This is a genomic window from Bradyrhizobium sp. DN3 (assembly GCF_041357655.1).
Lineage (GTDB): Bacteria > Pseudomonadota > Alphaproteobacteria > Rhizobiales > Xanthobacteraceae > Bradyrhizobium.
Map to the genome: position 1 here is coordinate 69,215 of NZ_JAULLN010000011.1, position 17,915 is coordinate 87,129.

At 63.4% G+C, this 17,915-nt stretch carries 17 protein-coding genes; 7 read left to right on the forward strand and 10 right to left on the reverse strand.

Annotated elements, in window-relative coordinates; genetic code table 11:
- Nucleotides 1–44: 44 nt before the first annotated feature.
- The 4 genes from mmsB to AAE027_RS17945 form a co-directional block, all read right to left on the reverse strand.
- Entirely contained in the window at nt 45–932 is an 888-nt protein-coding gene (gene mmsB / locus AAE027_RS17930; protein ID WP_370986831.1) for a 3-hydroxyisobutyrate dehydrogenase, read from the reverse strand.
- A 253-nt stretch (nt 933–1,185) separates the two neighbouring features.
- Nucleotides 1,186–2,253 (reverse strand): enoyl-CoA hydratase/isomerase family protein, encoded by a 1,068-nt coding sequence (locus AAE027_RS17935; protein WP_370986830.1) that lies wholly within the window; start codon nt 2,251–2,253, stop codon nt 1,186–1,188.
- On the reverse strand, nt 2,250–3,395 hold the full coding sequence (locus AAE027_RS17940) for an isobutyryl-CoA dehydrogenase (protein ID WP_370986829.1): 1,146 nt from the start codon (nt 3,393–3,395) through the stop codon (nt 2,250–2,252). Before AAE027_RS17940 ends, AAE027_RS17935 begins: the two co-directional genes overlap by 4 nt.
- 156 nt (nt 3,396–3,551) lie before the next feature.
- Nucleotides 3,552–5,048: a CoA-acylating methylmalonate-semialdehyde dehydrogenase gene (locus AAE027_RS17945; protein WP_091895835.1), complete on the reverse strand. Its 1,497-nt coding sequence runs from the start codon at nt 5,046–5,048 to the stop codon at nt 3,552–3,554.
- 101 nt (nt 5,049–5,149) lie between these two features.
- Between AAE027_RS17945 and AAE027_RS17950 the strand changes: the two genes are divergently transcribed.
- Nucleotides 5,150–6,058 (forward strand): LysR family transcriptional regulator, encoded by a 909-nt coding sequence (locus AAE027_RS17950; RefSeq protein ID WP_091895838.1) that lies wholly within the window; start codon nt 5,150–5,152, stop codon nt 6,056–6,058.
- A 134-nt stretch (nt 6,059–6,192) separates the two neighbouring features.
- On the opposite strand, the gene AAE027_RS17955 is transcribed toward AAE027_RS17950, so the two are convergent.
- Together AAE027_RS17955 and AAE027_RS17960 are read right to left on the reverse strand one after the other, a co-directional pair.
- Entirely contained in the window at nt 6,193–6,810 is a 618-nt protein-coding gene (locus AAE027_RS17955) for a TetR/AcrR family transcriptional regulator (protein ID WP_091895914.1), read from the reverse strand.
- Nucleotides 6,811–6,869: 59 nt separating this feature from the next.
- Complete coding sequence (locus tag AAE027_RS17960; RefSeq protein ID WP_370986828.1) at nt 6,870–7,409, reverse strand: PaaI family thioesterase; 540 nt, start codon at nt 7,407–7,409, stop codon at nt 6,870–6,872.
- A gap of 152 nt (nt 7,410–7,561) precedes the next feature.
- Here AAE027_RS17960 and AAE027_RS17965 point away from each other — a divergent pair, with 152 nt between their 5' ends.
- From AAE027_RS17965 to AAE027_RS17975, 3 genes are all read left to right on the forward strand, one after another.
- The gene (locus AAE027_RS17965; RefSeq protein ID WP_370986900.1) at nt 7,562–8,332 is read left to right on the forward strand and encodes an enoyl-CoA hydratase; all 771 of its coding nucleotides are present in this window, start codon (nt 7,562–7,564) and stop codon (nt 8,330–8,332) included.
- A 339-nt stretch (nt 8,333–8,671) separates the two neighbouring features.
- Nucleotides 8,672–9,868, forward strand: coding sequence for an acetyl-CoA C-acyltransferase (locus AAE027_RS17970; RefSeq protein WP_370986827.1), 1,197 nt, complete (start codon nt 8,672–8,674; stop codon nt 9,866–9,868).
- 112 nt (nt 9,869–9,980) lie between these two features.
- A complete protein-coding gene (locus AAE027_RS17975) occupies nt 9,981–11,276 on the forward strand; it encodes an MFS transporter (protein ID WP_370986826.1) in 1,296 nt (431 codons plus the stop codon).
- Here AAE027_RS17975 and AAE027_RS17980 read toward each other — a convergent pair.
- Together AAE027_RS17980 and AAE027_RS17985 are read right to left on the reverse strand one after the other, a co-directional pair.
- On the reverse strand, nt 11,273–12,628 hold the full coding sequence (locus tag AAE027_RS17980) for a carbohydrate porin (protein WP_370986899.1): 1,356 nt from the start codon (nt 12,626–12,628) through the stop codon (nt 11,273–11,275). The two genes, AAE027_RS17975 and AAE027_RS17980, sit on opposite strands and share 4 nt — an antisense overlap.
- A 70-nt stretch (nt 12,629–12,698) precedes the next feature.
- Nucleotides 12,699–13,715 (reverse strand): transporter, encoded by a 1,017-nt coding sequence (locus AAE027_RS17985; RefSeq protein WP_370986825.1) that lies wholly within the window; start codon nt 13,713–13,715, stop codon nt 12,699–12,701.
- Nucleotides 13,716–13,858: 143 nt separating this feature from the next.
- On the opposite strand from AAE027_RS17985, the gene AAE027_RS17990 reads away from it, so the two are divergent.
- Nucleotides 13,859–13,990, forward strand: a complete 132-nt coding sequence (locus tag AAE027_RS17990; protein WP_370986824.1) for a DUF3734 domain-containing protein — start codon at nt 13,859–13,861, stop codon at nt 13,988–13,990.
- Between the two features lie 156 nt (nt 13,991–14,146).
- Here the strand turns inward: AAE027_RS17990 and AAE027_RS17995 are convergent, their stop codons facing one another.
- Both AAE027_RS17995 and AAE027_RS18000 read right to left on the reverse strand, forming a co-directional pair.
- Complete coding sequence (locus AAE027_RS17995) at nt 14,147–14,641, reverse strand: hypothetical protein (RefSeq protein ID WP_370986823.1); 495 nt, start codon at nt 14,639–14,641, stop codon at nt 14,147–14,149.
- A 118-nt stretch (nt 14,642–14,759) separates the two neighbouring features.
- Nucleotides 14,760–15,530 (reverse strand): IclR family transcriptional regulator, encoded by a 771-nt coding sequence (locus tag AAE027_RS18000; RefSeq protein WP_370986821.1) that lies wholly within the window; start codon nt 15,528–15,530, stop codon nt 14,760–14,762.
- 236 nt (nt 15,531–15,766) lie between these two features.
- On the opposite strand from AAE027_RS18000, the gene AAE027_RS18005 reads away from it, so the two are divergent.
- Complete coding sequence (locus tag AAE027_RS18005; protein WP_370986820.1) at nt 15,767–16,927, forward strand: aminotransferase class V-fold PLP-dependent enzyme; 1,161 nt, start codon at nt 15,767–15,769, stop codon at nt 16,925–16,927.
- A 29-nt stretch (nt 16,928–16,956) separates the two neighbouring features.
- Nucleotides 16,957–17,913 carry an amino acid ABC transporter substrate-binding protein gene (locus tag AAE027_RS18010; protein ID WP_370986819.1) on the forward strand — a complete coding sequence of 319 codons (957 nt, stop codon included), beginning with the start codon at nt 16,957–16,959 and terminating at the stop codon, nt 17,911–17,913.
- The last annotated feature ends 2 nt before the right edge of the window (nt 17,914–17,915 follow it).

A 17,915-nucleotide genomic window follows, 5' to 3' on the forward strand; every position in this document is an offset into this window, starting at 1 on the left:
CCCGGATTGCGCTTCGCTCCATCCGGGCTACGAGCAAAGCCTCGCTATTTTCCAGCGAGGCTGCGAACGTGCTTGATAATTCCGGAAAAATCCACCCCGCCGTGCCCGGCTGCGTCGAAAGACTGATAGATCTCCTGCGCATGCTTGCCGAGCGGCGTCGCCGCACCCGCAGCCTTCGCGGCGTCCTGCGCCAGCGTCAGGTCCTTCACCATCAGCGCCGAGGCAAATCCCGGCTTGTAATCGTTGTTGGCCGGCGAGGTCGGCACCGGGCCCGGCACCGGGCAATAGGTCGTCAGCGACCAGCACTGGCCCGACGAGGTCGAGGCGACGTCGAACAGCGCCTGATGCGAGAGCCCGAGCTTCTCAGCCAATGCAAAGGCCTCGCTGACCGCGATCATGGAAATGCCGAGGATCATGTTGTTGCAGATCTTTGCGGCCTGCCCTGCGCCGGCGCCGCCGCAATGCACGATCTTCTTGCCCATCTTCTCCAGCACGGGCTTTGCCGCCGCGAACGCACTCTCCTCGCCGCCGCACATGAAGGTGAGCGTCGCCCCCTTGGCGCCACCCGTGCCGCCGGAGACCGGCGCGTCGACCGAGAGCACGCCGTGCTTGGCGGCCAGCGCATGCGCCTGCCGTGCGCTCTCGACGTCGATGGTCGAGCTGTCGATGATCAGCGCGCCTTTGGTCATGGCAGGAACGACCTCGTTCCAGACGGACAGCACATGCTTGCCGGCCGGCAGCATGGTGACGACGACGTCCGCGCCCTTCACAGCACCCGCAGCGCTGTCGGCAATGCTGGCGCCATCGGCCTTGGCTTGCGCGCGCGAGGCCTCGACGAGGTCGAAGGCGACGACCTTGTGGCTGGCCTTGACCAGGTTGGCGGCCATCGGGCCGCCCATGTTGCCGAGACCGATGAATGCGATCGTGGCCATTGTCGTTTCCTCCGCTTGAGATGTCTCGCTGATTATAGATCGAAGAAATTAGGCACAATTGGCGGCATTGGGGTCACCTCTCCCCAACGGGGACGGATTGCGCCTGGCGATGCGCAGCATCGTCCAGAGCAATCCGGGTGAGGGGCCGCCGCACCCAGTGACACTGTAGCCCCTCACCCGGATCGCATCTCTTGATGCGATCCGACCTCTCCCTACGGGAGAGGTGATCCGAGTCCTTGGCTGCATCCACATACTAGTTGAACTTCAGCTCGTCGGTGCCGATTTCGGCGAAATATGGCGCCACCATCTGCGGCGTCACGTCCTCGATGCGCGGCGGCGACCACGACGGATTGCGGTCCTTGTCGATCACCGCGGCGCGCACCCCCTCGCGGAAATCATCGCTGCGGAAGACCTCCAGCGCGGCGCGATATTCGCGCACCAGGCACTCTTCCAGGCTCGATGATTTGCGTGCGAGCCGCAGCAGGTTCAGCGTCACCACCATGCCGCGCGGCGATTTTTCATTGAGCGTCTTCAGTGTCGTCAGAGCGAATTCGGAGCCGTCGCGCTTGAGCGCTGCGAAGATATCTTCCATGCGGTCGAAGCCAAACAATGCGTCGATAGTCGGCTCTTTTGCGGCGACTGGTCCTGCGGTTTCACTGGTCGCAAAACCGTTGATGAGCTTGCTAACGTCGGCGGCGGTCGCGCCCGAGCGCAGCTTCGTCAGGGCTTCGCGCAGCTCCGGCAGCCTCACGGCCGGCACGACCCAGTCGGCGAACTTCGCATGGATCGCATCCGGCCCGTTCATGGTCTGGCCGGTCAGCCCGAAATAGGTGCCGATCTCGCCCGGCGAATGCGACAACAAAAAGGTGCCGCCAACATCCGGGAAGAAGCCGAGCCCAACCTCGGGCATCGCCAGCTTGGTGCGATCGGTGACGACGCGGTGGCTGGCATGGGCTGACAAACCGACGCCACCACCCATCACGATGCCGTCCATGAACGCCACATACGGCTTCGGGAATTTCTTGATCCGGGCGTTGAGGATGTATTCCTCGCGCCACAGGATCTTGCCGAGATCCCCATTGACCTTGGAGCTTTCCCAGAGCGTGCGAATGTCGCCGCCGGCGCATAGGCCACGCTCGCCGGCACCTTCCAGCAGGATCACGGCGATGCCCGGATCGGCCTCGAAGCGGTCGAGCGCCTTGTCGATGTCGCGAAACATCTCCAGCGTCACGGCGTTGAGCGCCTTCGGACGGTTGAGGCGGATCACGCCGGCTGCGCCCTCGACACGGGCGATCAGGTCGCCCTCTTCCACGCCGCTCATCGCGCGCCCTCGATCAGTTTGCGCGCCACGATGAGCCGCATGATTTCATTGGTGCCTTCGAGGATCTGGTGCACGCGCAAATCGCGCACGATCTTCTCGATGCCGTATTCGCTGAGGTAGCCGTAGCCGCCGTGAAGCTGCAGCGCATGGTTGGCGACCTCGAAGCCGACGTCAGTGCCAAACCGCTTGGCCATGGCACACAGCATGGTGGCATCGGGGTCCTTGCGGTCGAGCGCTGCCGCTGCACGCCACAAGAAGGTGCGCGCGGCCTCGAGCTCGATCGCCATGTCGGCGAGACGGAATTGCAGCGCCTGGAATTCGTCGAGGCGCTTTCCAAAGGCCTTGCGCTCCTTCATGTAGGCGAGCGCCTTGTCGAGCGCGACTTGCGCACCACCGAGCGAGCACGCGGTGATGTTGAGGCGGCCGCCATCGAGGCCGGCCATCGCGATCTTGAAGCCAGCGCCCTCTTCACTGAGGCGGTTGGCGACCGGCACGCGGGCGTTCTCGAACATCACGGCGCGGGTCGGCTGCGCGTTCCAGCCCATCTTGCGCTCATTGGCACCGAACGAGACGCCCGGCGTCTTGCCGTCGACGACGAGGGTCGAAATGCCGCCGGGACCATCGCCACCGGTCCTGACCATCGCGACCAGGAGGTCGGTGCCGCCGGCGCCCGAGATGAACTGCTTCTGGCCGTTGAGCACATAATGGTCGCCATCGCGCACCGCGCGGGTGCGCAGCGCTGCCGCGTCCGAGCCGGCGCCCGGCTCCGTCAGGCAGTAGCTCGCGATCAGCTCCATGGTGCAGAGCTTTGGCAGCCATGTGTGGCGCTGGGTATCGCTGCCGAAGGCATCGATCATCCAGGACGCCATGTTGTGGATGGAGATGAAGGCCGAGGTGGTCGGGCAGCCCGTCGCAAGCGCCTCGAAGATCAGCGCCGCGTCGAACCGCGTCATGGCGGAGCCGCCGACATCGTCGCGGATATAGATGCCGCCCATGCCGAGCGTGGCGGCTTCGCGCATCACGTCGACCGGAAAATGCTTCTCCTCGTCCCAGCGTAACGCGTGCGGCGCAATCTTTTCCGCTGCAAACGCCAAAGCCATGTCGCGAATTGCGACCTGATCCTCGTTCAGAGCGAACTGCATGCTGCCGCCTAACCTTTCACTCCACCGTCATTGCGAGCGCAGCGAAGCAGTCCAGCATCCCTCGGCAGAGACAGTCTGGATTGCTTCGTCGCACCAGCGCAAAATTGCTTCGCAATTTTGTCGCGGGCTCCTCGCAATGACGACTGGGCTACAGCCCTACTTCATCAGCGGGATCGAGAACTCCGCACCTTCCTTGACGCCGGACGGCCAGCGCGAGGTTACCGTCTTGGTCTTGGTGTAGAATCGAACCGAATCCGGACCGTGTTGGTTGAGATCGCCGAAGCCCGACTTCTTCCAGCCGCCGAAGGTGTAATAGGCGATCGGCACCGGGATCGGCACGTTGATGCCGACCATGCCGACGTTCACCTTGGCCGCGAAGTCGCGTGCGGCGTCGCCGTCGCGGGTGAAGATGGCCACGCCGTTGCCGTAATCATGATCTGACGGCAACGCCAGCGCTTCCTTGTAGTCGTGCGCACGCACGACGGAGAGCACCGGGCCAAAGATCTCTTCCTTGTAGATCCGCATGTCCTTGGTGACGTTGTCGAACAGCGAACCGCCGAGATAGAAGCCCTTCTCGTAGCCCTGCATCTTGAAGCCGCGGCCGTCGACGGCGAGCGTCGCGCCTTCTTTGATGCCGATGTCGATGTAGCTCTTGACCTTCTCGACCGCCTCGCGCGTGACCAGCGGACCGTAGTCGGCCGACGGGTCGATCGAGGTGCCGATCTTGAGGCTCTCGACGCGCGGGATCAGCTTTTCCATCAGACGGTCGGCGGCGGTCTTGCCGACGGGAACGGCGACGGAAATAGCCATGCAGCGCTCGCCGGCGGAGCCGTAGCCGGCGCCGATCAAGGCATCGACCGTCTGGTCCATGTCGGCATCGGGCATCACGATGGCGTGGTTCTTGGCGCCGCCGAAGCACTGGCAGCGCTTGCCGGTCTGCGCTGCGCGCTCGTAGATATACTGCGCAATCGGCGTGGAGCCGACGAAGCCGATCGCCTTGATATCGGGGTCGTCGAGGATCGCGTCGACCGCTTCCTTGTCGCCGTTGACGACGTTGAGGATGCCGGCCGGCAGGCCCGCCTCCATCATCAGCTCGGCGAGCTTCATCGGCACGCCGGGATCGCGCTCCGACGGCTTGAGGATGAAGGCGTTGCCGCAGGCGATCGCAGGTGCAAATTTCCACATCGGAATCATCGCCGGGAAATTGAACGGCGTGATGCCGGCGACGACACCGAGCGGCTGGCGCATGGAATAGATGTCGATGCCGGGGCCGGCGCCCTCGGTGTATTCGCCCTTCATCAGGTGCGGAATGCCGCAGGCGAACTCGGCGACCTCAAGGCCGCGCTGGATGTCGCCCTTGGCGTCAGGAACGGTCTTGCCATGCTCGCGCGCCAGCAGCTCGGCGAGTTGGTCGTAGTCGCGTTGCACCAGCTCCAGAAACTTCATCATGACGCGGGCGCGGCGCTGCGGGTTGGTCGCGGCCCACTCCGGCTGTGCGGCGCGGGCGTTCTCGACGGCGGCGCGAACCTCGGCCTTGGACGCCAGCGCGACCTTGGCCTGGACGTCACCGGTCATCGGCTCGAAAACGTCGGCGGTGCGGCCTGAGGTGCCCTTGACCTCCTTGCCACCGATGAAATGTCCGATTGAACGCATGGAATGATCTCCTTCAGGCTCAGCTGATCGCTTTGACAAATCCTATCGACCTGCATTTTATAGGATTCAAGTCTGAGATAATGCACCATAGATGTGCGAAAATGCTGGATCAAGGCGCTATCGACTGGGACGACTTTCGCTTCGTGCTGGCCATCGTGCGGGGCGGCTCGGTGTCGGCTGCGGCAAAACAGCTCGGGGTCGACCATGCGACGGTGATCCGCCGCGTCGATCGGCTGGAGAAGCACCTCTCGGCCAAGCTGTTTGACCGGCGCAAGACCGGCTACCTCCTCACCGAGGCCGGCCAGCGCGTCGCCGACAGCGCGGAAGCCATGGAATCCACCATCGTCGCCAACCAGGAGCAGGTCGGTGGCTCCGTGGCACGGCTGACCGGCACGGTGCGGATCGGCGCACCCGACGGTTTCGGCACCGCCTTCCTGGCGCCGCGGCTCGCCCCCTTTGCCGACCGCTACCCCGATCTCGACCTGCAACTTGTGGCCACGGCGCGGCTGTTCAGCCTCTCCAAGCGCGAGGCCGACATCGCCATCAGCCTGACCATGCCCAAGGAAGGCCGCATCGTCGGCCGCAAGCTGCTCGACTACCGCCTCGGGCTCTATGCCGCGCCTGCCTATCTCGACCGCTTCCCGGAGATCGCCTCGCGGCAGGACCTACCGCAGCACCGCTTCGTCGGTTACATCGAGGAATTGCTGTTCACGCCGGAGCTCGACTATCTGCCGCAGGTGTCGCCGAAGATTTCCGCACGTTTCCGCAGTGCCAATCTGATCGCGCAGCTCAATGCCACGCTCTCGGGTTTCGGCATCGCGGTGCTGCCGCACTTCATGGCGACCGACTATCCGCAGCTCGTTCCGGTGCTGCCGGAGGAGATCTCGATCACGCGCACGTTCTGGATGCTGATGCACGCCGACAGCAAGGACCTCGCGCGGATCAGGGCCGTGGCGGATTACATCAGCGAGATCGTTGAGCGCGAGCGGGCGTTGTTTGCGGGACGGTGAGTTGATGATTTCGTAAGGTGGGCAAAGTGACGAGACGCGCAAATGCGCGGCTCGTGGCGTGCCCACCACTTCTGCTGCAATCGTGGAGAGATGGTGGGCACGGCGCAAATGCGCCTTTGCCCACCCTACGGCACTTAGTTCTTTGTCTTCTTCACCGCCGACACCTTCGGCTCGCGCTTCGCGCCGTCGAGCGCGCTGTCCCGGCCCGCCTTCAGCACCTCGTCCGACAGCTCGCTTGACCCCGCGATGCGCGCCAGCAGCATGGTGCCGGCCATCGTCGCGAGCGTCGCAATCGCCTGCTTGCGCGCGGCCTTGCGCGGCATGTTCGGGATATAGTCGGTCATCATCTCGATCATCTCGTCGAGCTTGCCGGCGAAGGCCTTGCGCGTCTTCGGGCTCTCGCGGGCGATCTCGGCGCCGAGCGAGGGGATCGAGCAGCCATGACCTGGATTGTCACGATGCAGCGCGGAGAGATAGCTCTCGGCGATCAGCGCCAACCGCTTTTCAGGAGCGGCCTCGCCGGTGAGCTTGCGCCAATGGTCCATCGAGCGATCCATGGCGTAGGCGAAGGCCTCGATCACCAGCGCCTCGCGGGAATCGAAATGCGCGTAGAAGCCGCCGTGGGTCAGGCCCGCCTCCTTCATGAGGTCGGCGACGCCGATGCCGTGGGCGCCCTTTTCGCGCAGCCGCACGGAGGCCTTCTTCACGATGCGATCGTGGGTTTCCTGCTTGTGTTCCCGGGAATAGCGCATGCGCATCTCATTGAATGTCGGAGATCATCTCATAACACGCAAATGCCGCGAACGGCGCATTAATTCGCAGTTAGATTGTTGCCGATCATAGAAAAGGTTGCAGTTGCATGCACCGCCAGCGCGCCCTTCCCGTCGCGAACGAAGCCTTCGGTATAGCTCGTCTGGCGCCCCAGCTTGATCACCTTGCCTTCGGCCGAGATCAGGCCCGAACGGACCGAGAGCGGACGCAGGAAGGTCAGCTTCAGATCGAGGGTCACGGAGCCCTGCCCGACCTCCAGCCGGGTCGAGATCGCGCACCCCATGGCCGTATCCAACAACCCCGCGGCGGTCGCGCCGTGCAGGAGGCCGATGGTATTTTCGAGATCTTCACGCGGCTCCAGTTCCATGACGATCCGGCCCGGCTCGACCACGGCCATCGTGAAGCCGATCAGTTTTGCGAAGGGCGGCGGCGGCAGGCGGCCGTCGCGAATGCCCAGCATGGCGTCCATGCCCGACAGGCCCATCACCACTTTCGCAACCGGCGCAGGCGCCTGCCAATCCATCACGCGCTCGCGCCGCTGGTCGGGCGAAAACAGGTCGAATTGATCGGGTTCAGTCATGACGGCCTCGTTATATGACATATATCATGCTATGCCACGGACTTCCCACTGGCAACTCCGTTCCCCGCCCGCTTGACAAGCCGGGCGTTTCGGCCCGGAAGTGGCTTCGACCCGGCGCCTTGCGCCTGTCCACGAAACCTTCGGGATGCATGATGGAAATGCTCAACCACCACTGCGGCGTGACGCGTGACGCGCGCGGCGTCGCTCATGTCGCGATCTGCAATGCCGGCCCGCTCAACATTCTCGGCTCGCCCGTGACCGACGCCGTGCGCGAAGGTTTGCAGCGGCTTGCCACCGACCGCGACATCCGCGTCGTGGTGCTGCGCGGCCAGAGCGAGAAGAGCATGATCGGCGGCGCCGACATCAAGGAGATGGCGAAGCTCGACCAGAAGTCGGCCGAAGCCTTCATCAGCCGCCTGCGCGATCTTTGTGAGGCCGTGCGCGCCTTCCCGGCTCCGGTGATCGCGCGCATGCCCGGCTGGTGCCTCGGCGGCGGGCTCGAGGTCGCCGCCGCCTGCGACTTCCGCATCGCCGCGCATGATGCGCATTTCGGCATGCCGGAGGTGCGCGTCGGCATCCCCTCGGTGATCCATGCCGCGCTGCTGCCGCGCCTGATCGGCTGGGCCCGCGCGCGCTGGCTGGTGATGACGGCGGAGAACATCGACGCGCTGACGGCGCTGGCCTGGGGCTTGGTCGACAAGGTCGCGCCGGAAGGCGGGCTGGATGCCGAGGTCGAGCACGTCGTGAAGGCGTTGCTCGAATGCGGCGCCGAGGCGCTGCGCTCGCAGAAGGCACTGCTGCGGCAATGGGAGGAGTTGCCGCTGACGGAGTCGGTGAATTTGAGCGTGAAAGTGTTCGGCGAGTCGTTCCTGACGGACGAGCCGACGCGGCTGATGCAGGCGTTCGTGAACAGGAAGCGGTAGGTCTGCCGCCACTGTGCTGAAGAAGCTCTCGCCAAGCTAAAGGCGTCATGCCCGGCTTGACCGGGGCATCCAGTACACCGCGGCGCCAGTTGCAAGAGCGAGTTCGCCAACACGGGCCTCTGGAATACTGGATTGCCCGCTTTCGCGGGCAATGACAGCGGAGTGTGAGGCGGTCACCGCCTACAACCGCAACTCCGTCACAACCACATCCTGCCTCACCCAATCGAACGACCAAATCTCATCCGAACCACGACATTTTCTCATCCCTCGCGCGGGTTGCATTTTTTGCGCCGCATCATATGATGATCATAATCCTACTTTCAGCACAGGGAGTTTGTCATGGCCGAAGCCGCCGATCCCGTCGTCATCGTCTCCGCCGCCCGCACCCCGCTCGGCCGCTTCATGGGCGAATTGTCGCCGCTCCCCGCGCACAAGCTCGGATCGCACGTGATCGGCGCGGCGCTGGAGCGCGCAAAACTCGCGCCCGAAAAGGTCGACGAGGTCTTCATGGGCTGCGTGCTGCCGGCCGGTCAGGGCCAGGCACCGGCACGCCAGGCCGCACGCGCGGCCGGACTGCCCGATGCCACTGGCGCCACCACCGTGAACAAGGTCTGCGGCTCCGGCATAAAAGCGACCATGCTGGCGCACGACATCATCCGCGCCGGGTCGGCCGACATCGTCGTTTCCGGCGGCATGGAGAGCATGAGCAACGCGCCGTATCTTTTGGCCAAGGCGCGCGGCGGCTACCGCGCCGGCCATGACCGCATCATCGACCATATGATGATGGACGGACTGGAGGACGCTTACGAGACCGGCCGCTCCATGGGTGATTTCGGCGAGGCCACCGCGGAAGCCTACCAGTTCACCCGCAAGGACCAGGACGCCTACGCGATGGAGACACTCAGCCGCGCGCGCAAGGCCGTCGAGGGTGGCGCGTTCAAGGCCGAGATCGCACCGATTACGCTCACCGAGAAAGCGGGTCCCCGCGTCATCACCAATGACGAGCATCCGCTGAAGGTCGATCCCGCAAAAATCCCCGGCTTGAAGCCGGCGTTCCGCGCCAACGGCACCATCACGCCGGCCGCCTCCTCCGCCAATGCCGACGGCGCTGCCGCGCTGGTGCTGACCAAGCGCTCGCTCGCCGATCGGAGCGGCCTGCCGGTTCTGGCCGAAATCAAGGGCCACGCCACCCACAGCCAGGAGCCGCAATGGTTCACCACGGCACCGATCCCGGCGATCCGCAAGCTGCTCGACAAGGTCGGCTGGAGCGCAGGCGATGTCGATCTGTTTGAGATCAATGAGGCCTTCGCCGTGGTGGCGATGGCGGCGCAGCGCGATCTCGGCATTCCCCGCGACAAGCTCAACATCAACGGCGGCGCCTGCGCGCTCGGCCATCCCATCGGCGCGACCGGCGCGCGGCTGATCGTGACGCTGCTGCATGCGCTGGAGGCGCAGAACCTCAGGCGCGGCGTCGCCGCGCTCTGCATCGGCGGCGGCGAAGCCACGGCGATTGCGGTGGAGCGACTGGCGCACTGACGCGAGAACGTCCGAAAACGAGGGAACTCCGTCATTTGCGACGGAGGCGTCCCGTGCCATCCTGCAAGCTGACACAGGTCTGTTGCGACCTGCCCATCAACGTTGAGGCCCAATGATCTCGAACTGGCTCGCGGCAGCACTTTCCCGCCGCAACATCCACTACGGCTGGGTGATGGTCGGCGTGACCTTCCTCGCCGCACTGATCAGCGCCGGCACGGTCGGCGCGCCCGGCGTGTTCATCGTTCCCCTGCAAAAGGAGTTCGGCTGGAGCACGGCGGAGATTTCCTCCGCGCTGTCGATCCGCTTCATCCTGTTCGGCCTGATGGCACCGTTCGCGGCCGCTCTGCTCAACCGCTACGGCCTGCGCAACGTCACGCTGGCCGCGCAGCTGATCGTCGTGTCGGCGCTCGTGCTCTCGCTCGGCATGACCGAGGTCTGGCAACTCGTGGCGCTGTGGGGCGTGGTGATCGGGATCGGCACGGGCATGACTGCCTTGGTGCTGGGCGCAACCATTGCCACGCGCTGGTTCGCCGCAAGACGCGGCCTCGTCGTCGGCATCATGACGGCGAGCGTCGCCACGGGCCAGCTCGTGTTCCTGCCGCTGCTCGCAAGCCTCACCGAGCGCTTCGGCTGGCGTCTCGCGCTCGGCTTCGTCTGCATCATGCTCGGCGTCTCGGCCCTGGCGGTCCTGCTCGCGATGCGCGACCGGCCGAGCGATGTCGGCTTGCGCCCGTTCGGCGACGAAGGCACCGAGCCCCTGCCCGCTCCGCCCGTGAGCCATGGCACGATCACCGGCGTTGCGCTCGACACGCTGCGCGATGCCTCGAAGTCGACTGCGTTCTGGATCCTGTTTGCGACCTTCTTCGTTTGCGGCGCCTCAACCAATGGTCTCGTCCAGGTGCACCTGATCCCGATGTGCCTCGATTTCGGCATCCCACAGGTGCAGGCGGCGAGCCTGTTAGCTGCGATGGGCATCTTCGATTTCTTCGGCACCATCATGTCGGGCTGGCTGTCGGACCGCTACGACAACCGCTGGCTCTTGTTCTGGTACTACGGCCTGCGCGGGCTCTCGCTGATCTTCCTGCCCTTCAGCGATTTCTCGTTCTACGGCCTGTCGGTGTTCGCGATGTTCTATGGACTCGACTGGATCGCCACGGTGCCGCCGACCGTGCGGCTCACCGCGCAAAAATTCGGACCCGAGCGCGCCAATCTGGTGTTCGGCTGGATCTTTGCCGGCCATCAGCTCGGTGCCGGCACCGCCGCCTTCGGCGCCGGCCTGTCGCGCACGGTCTATCAGAGCTATTTGCCGGCCTTCTTCATCGCCGGCGCACTGTGCGTGTTCGCCTCGCTGATCGTGCTGGCGCTGTCGCGGCAACCCAAGCCGAAGCCGCAAGCGGCGATGGCCTAGTACCTGATCGTGGTGGTGACGCCGAACACTGCGGCGTCACCGATCCGCGAGACGCCGGTCGGATCGTTCGGGTTCGGGACGCCGCCAGAGGGGCGGAACACGTACTGGAAATAGGGCGCGATCAGCCAGCCCGGCTCGACGTGCGCCTCGTAGATCATCTCGATCAGGGTCTCGTTGCTGCGCACCGGACTCTGGATGCCCGTGAAGGCCTGCGTGTCGAGATCGAGATTGCGGGCGGTGTTCGAAATCCGCATGTAGGCCATCGCCACGCCGAATCGGTCGAGCGGGCGACCAGGCGTGAAGCCGACGAAGCCGATGCCGCCATCCATATACAGGTCGATCAGATTACGGTCCGGCGGGCTGTAGGCGATACGGCCGAACGCCGTGATGCCAGGGAGCGAGGCTGAGGTGCTGTTGTCCCTCACCTCGGGCGGACGATAAAGCACCTGCTCGATCACCGCGAAGATTCCGTAGTTGCCGCGAAGTTTTGCAGCAATGCCGCTGCCGCTGGGATCGGCGATCGAGACGCCCTCGGCGGTAAAACGCTGGCTGTCGAACGAGCCATAATGCTTCCAGGCGCCCGGTGTGAAATTGCCCGCGAGCGGACGGCCACCGACATCGATGTCGTAGGTGAAGCGGACCTGCCCGATCACCCAGGGCGGATCGTTGACACGAAACGCGAGGCCATGGTGGTCGCGCAATTGCGGATCGGCATCGCCCGGCCCTGAGGGATCACCATTGAAGACCGCGCCGTAGGCCGTGATCTTGTCCGTCAGCGCCGCCTTGATACGAATGCCGGGCACCGCGATCGGTGGCGCCGGGCCGCCGGCCGGAAGGTTGGATGCCTTGATCGCCGGCCAGCCGAAGGTGCCGTTGATGAAGAGGTCATCGGTCTGACTGTCGAAGAACTCGACGTCCGCGGCCTGCTGGCCGGCCCTGATGTTCAGGCGATCATTGAAGAAGCTCTGCTCGAAATACGCATTGTAGAGCCGCTGGTCCGGCAGCGCCTCGATCTCGCTGATGGTGGCGAGATTCATCACGTAGTTGCGCGACAGCCCGCGGCCGTAGATTACGAAGGCATTGGCGTAGAAGCGGCCGCCGGTCCAGCCGACGAGCTTGTCGAGATCGGCATCGACCGACAGATCGAGACGGCCGAAATGGATGGCGCCGCGCTTCACGCCGCCGGAGACGTTGGCGATATTGTCGGCGATATAGGTGGCGCCGAAGTTCAGGCCCTTGTTGGCAAGGCCGTCATGCCATTCGTTGAACCATTTTGGAAACAGCCACTCGGCCGCGCTCTCGTCCTTGGCGCCGGCGAGCGCATTCGTGCTTATCGCCGTGCAGGCCAGCATAATGGCGGCCGCGCCTCGCAACAGAGAGCTATGGGCAGTCACGATCACGGCTGATTCCGGCTGACAGAGGCTACTTGAATATGCCCGTCCGCCGCATGAAGAAATAGGCCGCACCAACTGAAGAAGCCATCAAAACGGCCGCCCAGAGGAATCCGGTCTCGACCTCGGTGAGCGGCAGGCCCTTGGTGTTCATGCCGAAGATGCCGGTGATCAGCGTCGGCGGCAGCAGCAGCGAGGTCACGATCGACAGCGTGTGGAGGTGGCGGTTGCTCTCCTCCTCGTTCTTGAAGCGCAACTCCTCCTCGAGCAGGCGGCTGCGCTCGCGCAGTTCGACGATGTCGTGATCGAGCCCATCCAGCCGCTGCGCCAGCTTGCCGGCGTGGATGCGCAAGGCCGGCGAGAGATGGTCGGTGTTCTTCTGGTCGAGGCGGTGGAACAGCACGCGAAGACCCGTGAGCTGACGATGCAGCCTCACGCAGGTCCGGCGCAGCCGACCGAGCTTGCGGCGCATCTCCGGCTTGCTATCGTCGGCGAGGATCCGCTCCTCGATGTCGTCGATCTCCTGTCCGAGCTTATCGGCCATCCTGTCAAGCGTGTCGGCGACCTCGTCGACGATCTTTTCCAGAAGATGGGCGACGTTGTCGACCCGGTAGCCGCCTTCGAGCACGCGGCGCGTTGCGTCCGCCGAGCACAGCGCCTGATGGCGTCCGCTGACCAGGAGATGCTCGGTCATGGCGAAGCGCAGGAACGCGGTCTCTTCTGTCGCGCTGTCGATCTCGCGCACGAGGTCGGAGAACACACCGTAGACGCAGTGATCGATGACGTGAAGCTGCTGGAACGTGTCGTTCGACAGCAGCAGCTCGCGCGCGAGCGGCGGCAATTGCGATACCGCAATCCACGGCCGCACGCGCGCATCCGTCAGGTTGAAATGCAGCCAGAGCCGGCCGTCATGGCTGAACTCGATCGGCTGGTCGATCGGCAGCGCCTCAGTGCTGCCGTCGCTGTGCAGACGGAAAGCCCACACCAAGCCGGCAATGGCGGGTTCGGCATTCGTTATCGCGCTGACTAGCTTTGCCGGCTCAGCCATGGCCAATCCCAACCGTCAACAACGCCCCGTACCCGGAAGATGGCTGACGGCATCTTCCGGACCCCCGCGCGGCTACTCAATTACGGCTTTGTTACAGCTTGATGATGCAGAGCGATGGCCGCCCTACTCCGCGGCCAGCCCCGATGCGCGAGCATTGGACAAGCGGTTACGAGGACACCAAGCGCACGCCGAAGCGCCGCGACTGGATCAGGATGCCGGACGAGGGCATGGGTCTCGTGGTGCACGACGTGGACCGGGAGACGGAGAGCGCGTGAGAAGCCTCCCGGCGAGCGCTCAAACAAAAAGTGCGAAAACAACCCCATGCACAGTAGCCCGCAGCAGCCGGATCAATGACTTAGCCCAGTGCGTCTGTAACGCCGTTTGACACGTCGGGCAAAACAGGGCTATTATGCGATTATTCCGAATTAAAGTCACTTCGCTTCCTTGTTCAATTCGATCGAGACCTCCGACATCCAGGAGCCCGGTGCTTCCATCAGAAAGGATTGATGATTGCTCCTGGTCTGGATCGTCACCAGCGCAGCCACCGTGTTTCCCTCAATTCGCGCCTCGATCAGGCCGTCCTTGTTCGTGCCATAGACCTTGCCGCCCTGTCGGTATTCGCTCTCGAACCAGTTGCCGGAAAGCTCCGTCCCGCTCTGCTCGATGTTCGCGGACAGGACCATCCTGTACGCATCGCTTGCGCAGCGCAGATCAAGTGTCAGCGACCGTCCCGGCTTGGTAACGTTGTACGCCACTTTGCAGCGAACCTTCTCACGGGGACCGTCCGACGGCTTCATGGTGCCGATGCCCGACCATGCGCCGGCCAAACTGTCGAACACCGGCTCTGCGCACAATGGGCTGATGCCGATCAGCACGAGGCAGGCCGCGCCAATGCCCATGCGCGCCGCCGGAAACTTCAATAGCATTCTGCCAATCCTGATCCGTAAAGTCTGAGCGCGTCCTATGCCTGAACAGCCGCGGGATGTTGACGAAGATGTTTAGAAATGTTGCAAAGATTGCCTGAACGTTGCCGGGATCGGCGCATCAATCAACTTGCAGAATGGTCTCCGACAGCAGAGCGGCAGCCTTTTGGAGCGGCGGTATGAACCGGTCCAGTTCGACGAAGCTCACGCGCGCCACCGGCACAGAGACACCCAAGCAAGCTATCAATTCTCGATCCGGTGACAGAATGGGGACGGCACACCCCACAACTCCCTTCACATACTCTTCGTTGGTTTTGGCCCAGCCTCGTTGCCGCGTGTCCTCCAGGACGTTCATCAGCCCGTGGACGTCGACGATCGTCGTTTCCGTGAATTTGGTCAGAGGTAGTGCGCGGCACAACTTCGCCCGGGTCCGCTCGGGCAGTCTGCTCATGTAGATTTTTCCGGTCGACGTGCAGTGTAACGGCGCCGCCTCTCCCGGATTGAACTGAAGGCCTTGCGGCTCCGAAACGCGAACGCTGTCGACATAGGCAACGACATTGTCGCGTACGACGCCGATCTCGCATTGTTCGCCGATTTCTCCCGCAACCGCCCGAAGCACCGCATGCCGCCGCGCTATGCGGAAGGCCGCTCCGATAACAGTGGCGGACAGTGTGACGAGCTGGTTTCCCACAACGTAACGCTTGGTCCCCAACGCCTTCTGAAGAAGTCCGCGGTCCTCGAGATTTCCGATCAACCTGTGCGCCGTTGGAAGAGGCAGCGAGAGAGCCTTTGCGATCTCTGCCGCTGAGACGGCTTTGCGTTGGTCGGCAACGTGCCGAACGATCGCGAAGACACGATCCAATGGCCCGTCCTTCTCGCTGCGTTTCGTCATTTTCCCTCCGGCCAAATCGGCAGCAAAATCAAGGTCTACGCCAATTATTATCATTTTTCGGAATAAAACATACTGAAAATCGACAATTTCGTTTGTCGAAATCCTGAAAGCTCATATTCTTGGCGTTGCCGGTGATTGACCAGAAATTGTGCAACGCAGTCTCACCGTTCCCAGAATCTCGCTCCGCCGCTTGGCCGAGAGCCAAGTCCCGACGGCGCGCCCAACAGGAGATGCGTATGTCTCGTCACTACGACGTGGACGCCGTGAGGAGGGAATTCCCCGCGGTCGAACGGATGGTCTATCTGGACTCCGGGTTTCAAACGCCGCTTGCGCGCCCGGTGAAGGCCGCGATCGAGCTCTTCCTTCGCGAGGGTTTCGAGACGGCCGGCCCGAAGAGCGTCTGGCTCGACCGGGTGGAGCAGACCCGCGCCAAGGTCGCTCACTTTCTCGGCGTGGCCGCGGATGAAATCGCCTTCACAAAAAACACGTCGGAAAGCATGAACATCGCGGCAAACGCACTGCCGCTCCGGGCCGGCGACAATGTCCTGATGATCCACGGCGATCATCCGAACAACGCCTACGCGTTCCTGCATCTGCAACGGAAGGGCGTCGAGGTCCGCTTCATCCCGATGACCGATATCGTCGATGCCGACAGCTTTGCACCTTTCATCGACGAAAACACGCGCGCGATTTCGATGTCGCATGTCACCTTCCACGCCGGTCACCGCTTCGACATCGAGAGCGTCGGCGCGATGTGCGCCAGGAACAAACTCTACTTCGTCGTGGACGTGATGCAGTCGATCGGCGTCGTGCCTGTCGACGCGAAGGCGATTGGCGCGAGCTTCATCGGCTCCGGAAGCCACAAGGGACTGCTGGTTCCGCAAGGGCTCGGGCTTCTCTATTGGGACAAGGCGCTCAAAGAGCTGGAGCCGGCCTATCTGGCTGCTGCGAGCCTCGCCGAGATTCCTGATGATCTCATCGCGCGCCCGGACAAGATGGCGCCATCGCCCGCCGCTGGGCGATTCGAGCTAGGCAACTTCAATCTGCCCGCGGTCCATGCGTTGGGTGCTTCCCTCGACATGATCGAGCAGATCGGGGTGCAAAACATCCAGAACCACTGCTTTGATCTCGGCGATCACCTCATCGCGCGCCTCGACGAGCTGGACATCCGCCTCGTTGGCCCGCGCGAGCGAAAGCATCGCGCTCCGCATATCTACGTCATCGCCCTGCCCCCATCGGACTGGCTCGGCCATTTCGAGGAGAACGATGTGCGCGTGTCGCCCGAACGAGATGGCATTCGCGTCTCGCTCGGCATGTTCAACACCGCCAACGACATCGATCGCCTGATCGACGTCATCCGTCGGCGAGGGCTCGGACGCCCTTCCGCCGCAGCTTGAATTCGACAAACGAGGGAAAGGCAAAGACCATGAAGAAGCTTGTTCAGGCGCTCGGACTTCTCCCAGGACTCCTGGTTTCAGGACTCCTGGTTTCAGGACTCCTGGTTTCAGGACTCCTGGTTTCAGGACTTCTGGCCGTCAGCCCAAGCCCCTCCGCAGCAGCCGACAGCCCGACGCTTGATAAGATCAAATCCAGCGGTGCAATCACGATTGGCCACCGTGAGGCTTCGATACCGTTCTCGTACCTCGGGCCCGATCAGAAGCCCATCGGCTTCTCGCTCGATCTCTGCGCGGCGATCGCCGATCGCATCAAGGAGGAGCTGAAGTTGCCCAACCTCAAGGTCAATTACACGCCGGTGAACTCCTCGAACCGGATTCCGCTGATCCAGAGCGGGACGGTCGACATTGAATGCGGCGGCACTGCGAACGACAAGAAGCGGCAGGAACAGGTCTCGTTTTCCGTCGCGACGTTCGTCAGTCAGCCGCGATGGCTCGTCAAGGCCGCCAGTGGCGTAAAGGCCGCCGGCGACCTGAAAGGCAAGACGATTGTCGTCACGCAAGGCTCCAACGCGGTGGGTTTCGCGCAGAGCGTCAACGCCAAGGAGCACCTCGGCCTCAACATCGTCCAGGCCAAGGACCATGCTGAATCCTTCCTGATGTTGAACACCGGCCGTGCGGCCGCCTTCATGGAGGACGATATCCTCCTTGCCGGGCTCAAGGCTGCCGCGCCGAATCCGGATGCGCTCTTGTTCCTTCCCGAGGGTTACGCAAAGATCTATTATGGACTGATGTTCGCGAAGGGTGATGCCGGCTTCAAGGGCCTCGTCGACGACGTTCTCTCCAAACAAATGGCATCCGGCCAATTCGAGAAGACCTACGCGAAATGGTTCACCAAGCCGATCCCGCCCAAGGGTGAGAACCTCGCATTCCCGCTCACGGACGAATTGATGGCGCGGATCGCGCATCCCAGCGATGCCGTTGACTGATT

Coding starts and splice junctions, on each gene's coding strand:
- mmsB (WP_370986831.1), bottom strand. CDS start 932: ATGGCCACGATCGCATTCATCGGTCTCGGCAACATGGGCGGCCCGATG.
- AAE027_RS17935 (WP_370986830.1), bottom strand. CDS start 2,253: ATGAGCGGCGTGGAAGAGGGCGACCTGATCGCCCGTGTCGAGGGCGCA.
- AAE027_RS17940 (WP_370986829.1), bottom strand. CDS start 3,395: ATGCAGTTCGCTCTGAACGAGGATCAGGTCGCAATTCGCGACATGGCT.
- AAE027_RS17945 (WP_091895835.1), bottom strand. CDS start 5,048: ATGCGTTCAATCGGACATTTCATCGGTGGCAAGGAGGTCAAGGGCACC.
- AAE027_RS17950 (WP_091895838.1), top strand. CDS start 5,150: ATGCTGGATCAAGGCGCTATCGACTGGGACGACTTTCGCTTCGTGCTG.
- AAE027_RS17955 (WP_091895914.1), bottom strand. CDS start 6,810: ATGCGCTATTCCCGGGAACACAAGCAGGAAACCCACGATCGCATCGTG.
- AAE027_RS17960 (WP_370986828.1), bottom strand. CDS start 7,409: ATGACTGAACCCGATCAATTCGACCTGTTTTCGCCCGACCAGCGGCGC.
- AAE027_RS17965 (WP_370986900.1), top strand. CDS start 7,562: ATGGAAATGCTCAACCACCACTGCGGCGTGACGCGTGACGCGCGCGGC.
- AAE027_RS17970 (WP_370986827.1), top strand. CDS start 8,672: ATGGCCGAAGCCGCCGATCCCGTCGTCATCGTCTCCGCCGCCCGCACC.
- AAE027_RS17975 (WP_370986826.1), top strand. CDS start 9,981: ATGATCTCGAACTGGCTCGCGGCAGCACTTTCCCGCCGCAACATCCAC.
- AAE027_RS17980 (WP_370986899.1), bottom strand. CDS start 12,628: ATGCTGGCCTGCACGGCGATAAGCACGAATGCGCTCGCCGGCGCCAAG.
- AAE027_RS17985 (WP_370986825.1), bottom strand. CDS start 13,715: ATGGCTGAGCCGGCAAAGCTAGTCAGCGCGATAACGAATGCCGAACCC.
- AAE027_RS17990 (WP_370986824.1), top strand. CDS start 13,859: ATGCGCGAGCATTGGACAAGCGGTTACGAGGACACCAAGCGCACGCCG.
- AAE027_RS17995 (WP_370986823.1), bottom strand. CDS start 14,641: ATGCTATTGAAGTTTCCGGCGGCGCGCATGGGCATTGGCGCGGCCTGC.
- AAE027_RS18000 (WP_370986821.1), bottom strand. CDS start 15,530: ATGACGAAACGCAGCGAGAAGGACGGGCCATTGGATCGTGTCTTCGCG.
- AAE027_RS18005 (WP_370986820.1), top strand. CDS start 15,767: ATGTCTCGTCACTACGACGTGGACGCCGTGAGGAGGGAATTCCCCGCG.
- AAE027_RS18010 (WP_370986819.1), top strand. CDS start 16,957: ATGAAGAAGCTTGTTCAGGCGCTCGGACTTCTCCCAGGACTCCTGGTT.